The following is a 12,934-nucleotide window of genomic DNA, read 5'->3' on the forward strand; positions in this document are numbered from 1 at the left end:
AGTAAGCTAATATTAAAAATATAAAAACTTTTGTAAAAGCTATTGACTCATCAAGGTGGTCAGGATATAGTATCAAGTGTGTGAGGAGCGAACCAGCAAGGGCACCGAGACGAAACACGGCCAGTCGTCGGTGCCCTTTCTGATTTTTTGTTGTAATGTATATCTCCTTACATCCATTAATTTGCCTTTAAAGCAATAAACTAAAATAATAAATTACAATAATAAATAAATATCAATGGTAATGATTAATATATGTTTATGGATGAACATTAATCATTATCCATTAAGTATTAACTCAGAATAAATTTTTTGATAGCGGCAGCGACTCCATCGTTCTCAACGCTTGGAGCAACCCATTTTGCAATAGTCTTGACTTCAGAAGGTGCGCTACCCATTGCAACACCGATACCAGCATATTGCAGCATTTCTACATCATTAAAGTTATCTCCGACTGTCATAACGTTGCTGCTTTCGATTCCTAGCAATTCTTCAGCTAGATATTTAACAGCTACTCCTTTATTGACTAATGGGTTGGTAGCTTCAAAGAAAGTTGCAACAGATGTAGTTAGGTAAAGTTCTGCGGGAGTATATTGACGGCGTAAATTTCCTAGCAGATTGTTTATTACATCGGTATCGTCACAAAGGGCAAGAATTTTAGTTGGTTCGTTGTCAAGTGTTGAGCGTAAGTCACCAACTGTAATAGGAGTAATATTAGAACGTTTGGCATAAATCTTTGTTTCGCGCGTAACTGAGCGGACGTAAAGTTGGTCGTTGATATAAAAGTGTACAGATAACAGTTCGCGTAGTTCTGGTTGCTCAAAATAATCAAGTAGCGAAAGAGCAGTCACGCGGTTAACTGGGTAGTGTCTATGAATTTTATCACAAGCTGGGTCTTGTATCCAGGCGCCTTGATAAGCTATAAGCGGTAGCGTCGAACCAATTTCTTGATGGAACCGTAACGCAGAACGATACATCCTACCAGTTGCAACAGCTACTTGAACTCCGCGCGCAGTAGCTTGTTGGATAGCATTTTTCACACCTTGGCTGATTTTATTCGAGTGTCCAGCTATTGTGCCGTCAATATCAACGACTAATAACTTAATATCTGTTTGTTGATTCATGTTTTGTGGTGATTAAAGTTAACCAGTACAAGACTATCAGCTATCGTCGCCTTCGCTTCAACAAATTATGAGTATGTTCTAATACTCGAAATTATCGAACAACCTTAAATCCAGTATAAACTCGGTAAATAAAACCTGAACGCTTACTGCGATTATATGTGTGAAAATAATTTTCTTGCTGCACTGTCTCCAGTAATACACACCGTTAATCAAATGAACTAAGCAATACGCAAGATTTGACGTAGACTTCTAGCATTTTAGTTAATCAAGTCAGCAATCATACGAAATTTGCTCAGTAATTAGACAGAGATTATCTAATTTTGTGCTGATAAATAGTCTGAGATAGATGTACATAGGCAAGCTATTTCAAAAATTTGCTTAGTAATACGGAAAATTTCACAGATACTTTCGGAATTTCCGCTTATTAAGTCAGCAATTGTACGAAAAATCTCAGTAGTTAAGCAGATATTTTATAATTTAAACTCGATTTTTTGCTGATAAATAGCACAGTATATATTGCGAAAAGCTAATTATTATAAAGACTCTGCAAAAACAGTTTTTAGGTATCGACATTTCTCTATATGCTGAGATACAAAGTATATATTGAAACAATTTTGCTTCGGTGCATAAAAAACGAAGTGAATCGTTTTAAGCACGTTCAAAAATATTGTGTAAAACGAGAAGGATTTGAAATCATGTTTAAGAAAGCTTTAACTGGATTCGCTGCTGCTCTAACTGCTGCTGGTTCTTTAGCTGTAATGGCGCCTGCACAAGCTGCTTTGACCTCTAATTTGCCTCAATTTGAGTGGAAAGACCTGACACAACACGAAACAAAAGACTATTCGACTGATCAGTCAGGTTTCCAAGCTTTAATTCCTGAGTTTCAAAAGTTTGTACAACAAGAAAAACTTTCAATTAGCGCAGAAAAGCAAAAAGCTCAGGCATTAGACCCAACCAAGCTTTTCCTGAATTTTGACCATAACATTCGCATTTGGTTTCTAAATGAAGGTGCTGCTTATAAAAACCAATTAGGGTATCAAACCGTCAAAGATGGCAAGGAAACTGGTAAAGGTCAGATATTCAATAACGTTTCTTGTGATATTTCTGGTGGCAAAAATAGCGCTTGTCAACTTGGTAATAACGGTGATGGTGTTCTAGACATCGGTGATTATGTTGATATTGGTAACGTCAGTGCAGGAACACAACTCAACTTTTTATTAAGGTCAGATGGATATAATGGAGGAACCACTGTACTTGGCGGTGCCGACCCCAGCCAAAACGTAGATAAGCTTCAGCACTTAATGGCTTACTCATATGGTAACTACTTGGTAATGGGCTTTGAAGATATTATTGGTGGTGGTGACCTTGACTTTAATGATGCCATGTTTGTAGTTGACTTCGGTAAAGGTAACTTGACTCAAGTGCCTGAACCAGGAACAATGGCTGCGCTTTTAGGTGTTACTGGCGCCGGGATGTGGATGCGTCGTCGTAAAAAGCAAGCTACGGCTTAATCGATAAAAAAGTCTAAATAAAAAATGCTCTGTGGCGGAATCAACTGGTTACAATTGAAGTATGTCAGATACTAATACATCAAACCAGTTGACTTCCCAATCTATCGCAGAGCAACCCACGTTCATCCTCATCGATGGACACTCACTAGCATTTCGTTCCTACTTTGCCTTCGCCAAAGGACGCGATGGCGGTTTGCGAACCAAGTCGGGAATTCCTACGAGCGTATGCTTCGGTTTTCTTAAGTCCCTGTTAGAAGTAATAGCTAAGGAGCAACCCTCCCACATAGCTGTAGCATTTGATTTAGGTTTACCGACTTTCCGTCACGAAGCCGATGATACCTACAAAGCCGACCGTCCAGGGACTCCCGAAGATTTCGTCCCCGACCTTAAGAATCTGCATGAGTTACTGGATGCACTCAATTTAAAAATATTGACTGCATCCGGTTATGAGGCAGATGACGTTCTTGGTACTCTTGCGAAAAAAGCTTCTGATGCTGGTTATCGCGTCAAAATTCTCACAGGGGACAGAGATTTATTTCAACTCGTTGACCCTGAAAAAGAAATTAAAGTATTGTATCTAAATAAAGAAGCGCTTCAACGTTCCTCTACATCAGGTCCTACCGAGTTTGGATTAGAAGAAGTCAAAAAGAAACTCGGCGTATTACCATCACAAGTGATTGACTATAAAGCCCTTTGCGGCGATACATCAGATAATATACCCGGAGTCAAGGGAATCGGTGACAAGACAGCAGTTGATCTGCTTTCTAAATACGGTTCCCTTGAAAATATTTATAATTCTTTAGATCAAATCAAAGGCGCCGCTCAGAAAAAGCTTGAAGCGGGTAAAGAAGACGCAGAAAAATCCCGTTATTTAGCCACAATAGTTCAAGATGTTCCATTATCTGTAAATCTCGAAGAGTGTAAACTCCAAGGTTTCGACACAAACAACCTCACACCACTCCTCGAAAAACTTGAATTTAAATCCTTCCTAGGCAAAATCAACCAAATTCAAGAACGTCTCGGTGGCGCCACACAAGAACCACCTACCACTCAGAACTCAACATCCACAACTCGTACACAAACGATTAATCCTGTCTCTACACCTACCGAAAACTCAGCACTCAGCACTCAGCACTCAGCACATAGTAGCGATTATGACTTATGGTTTTGGAGTGCAGAAGACACCGACGCATTTCAACAGCAAGAAAAATCAGAAATTCAACCGCGCATTATTACTTCTCAGTCTCAGCTAGAAGAACTAATTAATATACTTGACAATCATACTAGTGCCGAAACTCCTGTAGCCTGGGATACAGAAACAAGCGACTTAGAACCGCGCGATGCAAAACTAGTTGGTATTGGTTGTTGCTGGGGAACTAAGCCAGATGAACTTGCCTATATTCCACTTAACCATAGTCAAGGTGAAAACTTTGACTTAGAAACAGCACTGAATGCGCTAAAACCAATTTTAGAAAGCGACAAATATCCTAAAACTTTCCAAAACGCTAAATTCGACCGCTTAGTATTTCGTTGCCAGGGAATAAATTTAACTGGGGTTGTATTTGACCCGATGCTGGCAAGTTACATTATTAATCCCGATGCATCTCACAGTTTAAACGGAATCACCGAGCGTTACTTAAAGTTAACACTCACAAGCTACCAAGACTTGGTGTCCAAAACCAAAACTATTGGTGACATCGATATAAAAAGTGTAGCTGATTACTGCTGCTCACAAGTACACGCTACCTACCAACTCGTTCCTAAACTACGTGAAGAACTCGATAAAATACCGGATTTATCAAAGCTATTATTAGAAGTCGAGCAACCACTCGAACCAGTTTTAGCTGAGATGGAATATCAAGGTATCCGTATTGATAGTGATTATTTAAAAGAATTATCTAAGCAGTTAGAAATTGATTTAGCTAAATATGAACAGCAAGTTTATGACCTTGCTGGTGAAAAATTTAACTTGGGTTCACCCAAAAAACTCAGTGAAATATTATTTACAAAATTGGGATTAAGCACCAAGCACTCGCGTAAAATTCAAACAGGCTACTCAACCGATGCTGCAACATTAGAAAAGCTTCGCGAAGTCGATGATACAGGTATAATTGATGCCATCAGCGAATTTAGAACACTCTCCAAATTAAAATCTACTTATGTAGACGCATTGCCATTACTGGTACGTTCAGATACTCATCGTGTCCACACAAACTTTAACCAAACGGCAACATCAACTGGACGCCTATCATCATCAAATCCAAACTTACAAAATATTCCTATACGTACAGCCTTCAGTCGTCAAATTCGTAAAGCCTTCATTCCCGAATCTGGATGGTTACTAGTAGCAGCAGATTATTCGCAAATCGAACTCCGAATTTTAGCGCACTTGTGCCAAGAACCCATATTAGTAGAAGCATACAAAAACAACGAGGATATTCACACCGTAACCGCGCGCTTAATGTTTGAAAAAGAAAACGTCACATCAGACGAACGTCGCGTAGCAAAAACAATCAACTTTGGTGTTATCTACGGAATGGGTTCATTAAGATTTTCCCGTTCCACAGGTGTAGACAAAAACTTGGCAAACGAATTCATCAAACGCTTTTATACTCGTTACCCCAAAATATTTGAATACTTAGAAGGAGTCAAAAAGCAAGCAATTAGCCAAGGCTACGTCGAAACCATTATCGGTAGGCGTCGTTACTTTGACTTCACAACAGACAGCTTACGTAAACTAAAAAACAGCAAACCCGAAGACATCGACCTCAGCAAACTAAAAAACCTCGGAAACTTCGACGCAGGACTACTACGTGCCGCAGCTAACGCCCCAATTCAAGGCTCAAGCGCCGACATCATCAAAATCGCAATGGTAAAAATGCACCAACTCTTGCAAAACTACCAAGCGCGCGTACTCCTCCAAGTTCACGACGAACTAATATTTGAAGTCCCCCCCAACGAATGGGAAGAACTACAACCTCAAATCAAATCAGTCATGGAAAACGCAGTAAAACTAACTGTACCTCTACTAGTCGAAGCGCGCGCGGGAGAAAACTGGATGGAAACAAAGTAAAGTAATATAAATTAGTTTAAACGTAGAGACGTTATATGTAACGTCTCTAAATTCCGACAAAATTTGCGAAACCAATGGCATAGAACACTAGTTTTTGCAATATCTATGTATAGGTGTGCGAAATTCAATAGAACGTGCTTCACCCCTTTATTTGCGAAGTACTGCTCTATACAAAGTTTTGCGCTAATTTCAAGCAGAAACTCATTGTTTTTTAATTGAGCATTAAGTTAAGTTATTTACTTGTGTTTTTGTTTTTGTTTTAAACTGAGCCTACTAGCATTTTTTTAAGCGCGATTGTAAGCGAACTCTTTAAAAATGCTAAGATGGGCATTACTCATAGACATTTTTACACCTTTTACAGTGATAAGGAAGTAGCAGAAGTTATACTAACAGTGATACTGTTGTCTAGTTACCCTCGGAGAGCAACAAAGTAGTAAAAAACAAAGTAGAACAGTTTATGTTTAAATTAAATACGTGATACAAGTTTTACTTGATTCCATAAAAGTGTTAGTATAGGTTGTTACTTGTAATATTACTGAAAATATGTTTTAGCTATTGATACAACAAGCTCCACGTAGGAAAACATTATGGATTACCCCTTCGAAAATCTAGACCCAGAAACTTTTCAGCAATTCTGCCAAGCGCTACTTGTGAAAGAGTTTCCGAATGTCCAATGTTTTCCAGTTGCACAGCCTGATGGTGGTAGGGATGCACTAAGTCCTCTCAATGAAGATGAGGAGCGCGGTTTCATAATGTACCAAGTTAAATTTTTAAGGCAACCTTCGGTAGAAGCCGATCCTCACAAATGGTTGGTACATACTCTCAAGGGGGAAGCGGCAAAACTTAAACAGCAAATCCCAAAGGGAGCCAAACAATATATTTTACTTACGAATATAAAAGGAACTGCACATCCTGATTCTGGCTCAATTGATAAAGCTGATAAATTACTTAATAGTGAACTTGGTGTTCCCTCAAAGTGTTGGTGGCGTGATGATTTGAGCCGACGTTTAGATAATGCCTGGGATATAAAGTGGGTATATCCTGTATTAATGACAGGTCAAGATTTAATTAGGTCTGTAATTGAGTCTGGATTATCAGAAAATAAGGAGAGAAGAGCTTCTGCAATTAGAGCTTATGTTACATATCAATTTGACATAGACCAAAAAGTTAAATTTAAGCAGGTTGAGCTTGATAACAGGCTTCTTGATTTATTTATAGATGTACCTGTTGTACCACCGAGTAGCGCACCCACAAAAAAACGACTCTACTTTTATCATTTTATTTATCGCTCTATTGCTCGTGATATACTTCGTTATCGTAGAGCGAATAAAAAAGTTTTTTCTTCCGAAGATTTACTCTCCCCATTTGACACAGGCCTTGAAGTTAATGGCGGTAGGGATGAGCAACTAGTTGCGGGAGCAGCAGCAATGTTGCTTAACCCACTTGTACAAAAACATATTCCTTGTGTAGTACTTGAAGGTGCCCCTGGGCAAGGAAAATCAACAATAACCCAGTATATTTGTCAAGTACATAGGATGCAAATCCTTGGTAAACAGCAGATAGAGCAACTAATTCCAGAGAAATACAGAGAAGATGAAGCTTTTGAAAAATTACCAGAGGAGCATAAGTTTTCAGCCGTCCGTTTACCATTTAGAGTTGATCTTAGAGATTTAGCTTCTTGGCTTGCAAAACAAAATCCTTTCTCTGCTGATAGATATAGTGAACCGCACCCCAAATGGCATAAATCTTTGGAGTCTTTTCTTGCTGCTCAGATAGAAAATGATTCTGGTGGATTTGAGTTTGATGTAGCAGATTTACACGCTGTAGCAAAGCTAAGTTCCATTCTTCTTGTTTTTGACGGATTAGATGAAGTTGCTGATATAGAAAAAAGAAGGGAAGTAGTCAAAGAGATCATTAATGGGGTTAAGCGTCTTAGAGGAAATGCAGCATCTCTACAAGTTATAGTAACTAGCCGTCCAGCTGCATTTGCAGATTCACCGGGTTTTCCAGAGGATATATTTCCTTATTACCATTTAGGCTCAGTTACTCGTCCACTAATTGATGAATATGCACAAAAGTGGATGAAGGCTCGAAAGCTAGATCAGCAACAAATTAAGGATGTTAAAAAAGTTATTCAGGAAAAGTTAGACCTGCCTCATCTGCGGGATTTAGCTAGAAATGCAATGCAGTTAACCATATTATTTAGCCTTATACGTAGAAAAACTGCATCTTTACCTGATAAACGCACTGCACTCTATAACAGTTATATAGAGCTTTATTTTGATAGGGAAGCAGAAAAAAACTCGGTAGTCGGAAAGTACCGTGAATTATTAATAGATATTAATGGTTACTTAGCATGGATACTCCATGTAGAAGCTGAAGAAAAAAATGGTAGTGGTCGTATCACTCAAGAACGACTTTATAGTTTATTAGCTAATTATTTGGTTGCTGAAGGCCATCCAGAATCTTTGGTAAAAGATTTATTAGTTTGCATGGTTGAACGTGTGGGTGCTTTAGTATCTCGTATTGAAGGTACTTATGAGTTTGAGGTTCAGCCTCTTCGGGAATATTTTGCAGCAAAACATCTCTATGTTACAGCACCGCCATCACCGCCAGGAAACGAAAAACCAGGGACAAAACCTGATCGGTTTGATGCAATTGCACGTGATTTTTACTGGCTAAATGTTACAAGATTTTACGCTGGGTGCTATAGCAAAGGAGAACTTGCAGATTTAATTGATCGTCTTGATGAACTAATTTCAGAAGAGGGATATTCGCTTATCAGCTATCCAAGGCTACTTGCAGCTATGCTACTGTCAGACTGGGTTTTTACCCAGCATCCGAAGTCTGTACGTCGAGTTATAGAACTGATTCTGGACGGCATTGGATTACGTTACGTATTAACCTCTAATAGTCGCAGGCTTGGTTCTGGTAGCCCATTAGTACTTCCAAAAGATTGTGGACAAGATGAATTAATCATTCGTTGCGTTGCTATTTTAGCAGATATTCCTCCTAAAGACTATGCTTTAGATGTTATTGATTTAATTAAAGCTAATGCGTCCTCAGATGATGTTGATAAGTTATGGCTTGGAGCTGTTCTTGCCCAAAAAAATGGAGACCGTACACGTTGGTTGGAATATGGTTTGTACTTTGGTAGTCTATCAAGACTCTCAGCAAACGAATTAAGTACAGTTCTATCAGATGAGATTAGTAACCTGCAACGTATCGAAATTCTTTTCAAAGCGCGACGATTTGATTATTTTGAAACCACAGAAGAAAGTTTTAGTATAGCTTTGGAAGCAATTTTAAGCGGAGATTTTATTACTGATATTCAATCTCTACCAAAATATATTTTAGAGCTTTTTGGTTACGCTCTAGACGCAAAGCGATATGCTCTAGCTTTTAATGCTTATTATTATCCTTTGCCTTTATCGCAGGTTTGGCAGAAAGAAAGGATTTATGCTAATAATAAAATGATGTATATTTCTCCTCTAAAACGAGATAAAATAAAAAGTCAAGTAAATTTACCTATAGTTTATAAATGTTATAAATTTATAGAAAATGTCGAGAAACAATCAGAACATTCTGTTGCTGAATGGGCATCAGAAATAACACCTTGGGATAATTTGGTTGAAGACGCTCGTACATTATTTGGTGATAAATGGGCATTTTACCATATTGCGAGTATTGCAAGTGGAATTAAATCTAAAAGTGAAACCTGTAAAGAATTTACTGAACTTTTTGATAATTCTGTTTCATTATGTAAGCGGGCACGCTATGCTCGATTGAGAGCTGGGACTGTATCTTATTGGAATAAATTATTTGATTTATTAGACGTAGACAATGAAATGGAAATAATGTTTGCGATTTTACTTGCAATAACATGGGGTAGTAAGAAAACGCTAGAGCAAATCATTGGGAAAATAAATATTTTCCTAGATAAATTATCTATCGAGAATTGGCAACGTTTGTATAAATCTGTAGAAGATTCGGTTTCATGTACACAACAATTTCAAAACCGTTTAATTATATTCAATGTTAAATTATTGCCGGAATCTTTAAACGCAAGAACAGTAACTTTGTTAGGGATTCGCGCAAACACTCCAAAAGAATTGTATTCAAAATATTTAAATCAATATAATGGTAATGACATTCAAATACTACAATATTGGCAAAGCGTTATAATTCAACTACTAGGTGAAGGTAAAATTACTTGGCAATCCGCTTTAGAAATAATATCCAAAAGCTATCTCAAAGGTGTGGTATCTGAACGTTATGCTTACCAAAGATTTATTCGTTTAGTCTCAGCAGATTCTCTTCCTGATAATATTGCCAAACAAATTGCAACACAACCAAACCATTATCCTGGATTTTTGGTAGCTGCCGCTGAAGCTCAATGCAGAAGCCTGGTTGCATCCAAAGTAATTAAAGTAGGAGAAATTGCACGTAAGGATAATTGGTTTTAGCTTTGACTTTTTGAATAACGTTAGCTACTTTACTGTAGACTCTTTATAAGCGTACCCTTATTTTTATGAATTTTATTTTAATATCTAAAAATCAAAGCTGACTTTAACTTTTTTAAAAGATATAATTCACTCTAGCCCGCTGGCTTTCTTGCTATTGATTCATAAATCGCATCTAACTAACCACATCGGAATAACAGGTTACTTTCATCTGAAAGACGCGATCACCTTTTTTAATATCATATTTCACCAGAAAAGTGATAACAGTGGATAGTTGATAAAAAGTAAAGCTAAAGTATTAATCATACGCTACATAATTTCTTCGCAGTACAATGCAACTAATTTGGTAACAGTGACAAACAAATAGTTAATGTACAGCCACATTAATATCGACAAATAATCAATTAATCAAAAAATACTATCGGGATGACTGGATTCGAACCAGCGACCCCTTCGTCCCGAACGAAGTGCGCTACCAAGCTGCGCTACATCCCGGCATAGTTTTACTAGCCTATATTGAAGTGTACCACAAAGAAAGAAAAATGACAGTATAAAGTGCTGAGTGCTGAGTGCTGAGTCATAGCTCCTAACTTCTAACTCATAACTCCTAACTCATAACTTCTAACTCCTAACTCTACTCAGCACTCAGCACCCAGAACTTTTTACTCTGGCTTACAACTTGCTAGGATTAACTTTGTATATCTATATAAATGGGTAGAAGTTGATTGTGGCTGTAAAACCAGATTGGTTGCGGGTAAAGGCGCCTCAATGGGAGCGTGTCGGCAGTGTTAAAGAGATATTGCGGGATTTAGCTTTAAATACAGTATGTGAGGAAGCGTCGTGTCCAAATATTGGTGAGTGCTTTAATGCAGGAACCGCAACGTTTCTAATTATGGGTCCTGCTTGCACGCGCGCTTGTCCTTATTGCGATATCGACTTTGAAAAAAAACCCAAACCTCTCGACTCTACTGAACCTGAACGGTTGGCCGAAGCAGTACGACGCATGAAGCTTAACCATGTGGTAATTACTTCTGTTAACCGCGATGATTTACCTGATGGAGGCGCCTCTCAGTTTGTAAAATGTATCGAAAATATTCGCGCTGTATCACCACACACAACTATAGAATTATTAATTCCCGACTTGTGTGGAAACTGGGAAGCACTAGAAATAATTCTTCAAGCACAACCTGAAGTTCTCAACCATAATACAGAAACTATCCCACGCTTGTATCGTCGGGTGCGTCCACAAGCTAATTACGCGCGCACCATAGAATTACTCAAGCGCAGCCGTGAAATTGCACCTTGGGTTTACACTAAATCTGGCATTATGGTTGGACTTGGTGAGACTGATGAAGAAATTCGTCAAGTTATGCAGGATTTACGTGCGGTTGATTGCGATATTCTAACGATTGGGCAATATCTACAACCTAGCCAAAAACATCTACAAGTTAATGACTTTGTTCGTCCTGAACAATTTGATGCATGGCAAGCTTTTGGTAAAGAAATTGGTTTTTTACAAGTTGTTTCATCACCATTGACAAGAAGCTCATATCATGCTGAACAAGTCAGGGAATTGATGCAGCAATACCCTCGGTTAAAGAAGAAGTAGGGTGCGTGACGCTACCAACAATTCTTCAACGAAGCAGACTAACTTGTAGCGTCACGCACCTTATAAAGCGCTATGTAGTATGCCTTAATCTTTAACTTCGTTCCTTGCGCTGGTGCGTGAAGGCTACAAGATTACTCGTTTAGAGTGATAATTTTGGCAGCCTTCACGCACCCTACCTCTTAACATAATGACTAATTCTAAATCAGTAACTATAGTCGGCGCCGGCGCATGGGGAAATGCTCTGGCACAATTAGTATCGGTAAATGGTCACCAAGTACGCATTTGGTCGCGTCGTGGTGAATTACAATTGGCGCCTGCGGTAGAGAATACGGATATTATTGTCAGCGCTGTATCTATGAAAGGAGTGCGTGAGGTCATCGCACAACTTCAGGAAATAAAGCTTCCAGATAAAGCAATTTTTGTAACTGCCACAAAAGGTTTAGACACTCAAACTACTTGTACACCGTCGCAAATTCTCCAAACAGCGTTTCCTTCACATCCGGTTGTAGTCTTGTCTGGTCCAAATTTATCTAAAGAAATAGATAATGGTTTACCTGCTGCAACAGTAGTAGCAAGCTATTCGCCAACTGCGGCAGAGTCTGTACAGCGTGTTTTCTCCTCACCAAAGTTTCGAGTTTATACAAATCTTGACCCTTTGGGTGTTGAACTTGGCGGAACTCTCAAAAATGTTATCGCAATTGCAGCAGGCACCTGTGATGGTTTGCAATTAGGAACTAACGCCAAAGCCGCCTTAGTCACGCGCGGACTTAGCGAAATGGTTCGCGTTGGTGTTTCTTGGGGCGCCAAAAGCGAAACATTTTATGGTTTGTCAGGATTAGGTGACTTACTAGCAACTTGTAACAGTCCCCTAAGTCGCAATTACCAAGTCGGTTATCAGTTGGGTTGTGGCAAAACACTTGCTGAAATTCTCACCCACTTACAAGGAACTGCCGAGGGTGTAAACACTTGTTCGGTACTAATAGCACGTGCGCGCGTGCAAAACATGGAGATGCCTATCACCGAACAAGTTTACCGCGTCCTCCAATCCCAATCCACACCTCTTCAAGCATTAGAAGAATTAATGCTACGCCACATCAAACCCGAATATTACAACTAAACTACTCCATGTCAAAAGTTTTGGTGTGTTCTTTCTTCTT

General features: G+C 38.8%; 6 protein-coding genes and 1 tRNA gene. 5 read left to right on the forward strand and 2 right to left on the reverse strand.

From position 1 onward, the window contains the following. Positions 1 to 290: 290 nt before the first annotated feature. Positions 291 to 1,121, reverse strand: coding sequence for a Cof-type HAD-IIB family hydrolase (locus AC2JBO_RS09875; protein ID WP_496953470.1), 831 nt, complete (start codon positions 1,119 to 1,121; stop codon positions 291 to 293). A gap of 695 nt (positions 1,122 to 1,816) precedes the next feature. Here AC2JBO_RS09875 and AC2JBO_RS09880 point away from each other — a divergent pair. The 3 genes from AC2JBO_RS09880 (at position 1,817) to AC2JBO_RS09890 (ending at position 10,171) form a co-directional block, all read left to right on the forward strand. Next, positions 1,817 to 2,632: a DUF4114 domain-containing protein gene (locus AC2JBO_RS09880; RefSeq protein ID WP_496953471.1), complete on the forward strand. Its 816-nt coding sequence runs from the start codon at positions 1,817 to 1,819 to the stop codon at positions 2,630 to 2,632. Between the two features lie 61 nt (positions 2,633 to 2,693). Continuing rightward, complete coding sequence (gene polA, locus AC2JBO_RS09885; RefSeq protein ID WP_496953472.1) at positions 2,694 to 5,705, forward strand: DNA polymerase I; 3,012 nt, start codon at positions 2,694 to 2,696, stop codon at positions 5,703 to 5,705. A gap of 587 nt (positions 5,706 to 6,292) precedes the next feature. After that, positions 6,293 to 10,171: an NACHT domain-containing protein gene (locus tag AC2JBO_RS09890; protein ID WP_496953473.1), complete on the forward strand. Its 3,879-nt coding sequence runs from the start codon at positions 6,293 to 6,295 to the stop codon at positions 10,169 to 10,171. Positions 10,172 to 10,589: 418 nt separating this feature from the next. Here the strand turns inward: AC2JBO_RS09890 and AC2JBO_RS09895 are convergent. Continuing rightward, positions 10,590 to 10,663: transfer RNA gene (locus AC2JBO_RS09895), tRNA-Pro, on the reverse strand. 232 nt (positions 10,664 to 10,895) lie between these two features. On the opposite strand from AC2JBO_RS09895, the gene lipA reads away from it, so the two are divergent. Both lipA and AC2JBO_RS09905 read left to right on the forward strand, forming a co-directional pair. Then, positions 10,896 to 11,777, forward strand: a complete 882-nt coding sequence (gene lipA, locus AC2JBO_RS09900) for a lipoyl synthase (protein WP_496953474.1) — start codon at positions 10,896 to 10,898, stop codon at positions 11,775 to 11,777. Between the two features lie 187 nt (positions 11,778 to 11,964). Beyond that, positions 11,965 to 12,894: an NAD(P)H-dependent glycerol-3-phosphate dehydrogenase gene (locus AC2JBO_RS09905; RefSeq protein ID WP_496953475.1), complete on the forward strand. Its 930-nt coding sequence runs from the start codon at positions 11,965 to 11,967 to the stop codon at positions 12,892 to 12,894. Positions 12,895 to 12,934: the final 40 nt, after the last annotated feature.

It is taken from the genome of Calothrix sp. CBUCES-K 9914, from assembly GCF_059640475.1.

Excerpts from the sequence above, each read along its gene's own strand:
- AC2JBO_RS09875 (WP_496953470.1), bottom strand. The coding sequence starts at position 1,121 with ATGAATCAACAAACAGATATTAAGTTATTAGTCGTTGATATTGACGGC.
- AC2JBO_RS09880 (WP_496953471.1), top strand. The coding sequence starts at position 1,817 with ATGTTTAAGAAAGCTTTAACTGGATTCGCTGCTGCTCTAACTGCTGCT.
- polA (WP_496953472.1), top strand. The coding sequence starts at position 2,694 with ATGTCAGATACTAATACATCAAACCAGTTGACTTCCCAATCTATCGCA.
- AC2JBO_RS09890 (WP_496953473.1), top strand. The coding sequence starts at position 6,293 with ATGGATTACCCCTTCGAAAATCTAGACCCAGAAACTTTTCAGCAATTC.
- AC2JBO_RS09905 (WP_496953475.1), top strand. The coding sequence starts at position 11,965 with ATGACTAATTCTAAATCAGTAACTATAGTCGGCGCCGGCGCATGGGGA.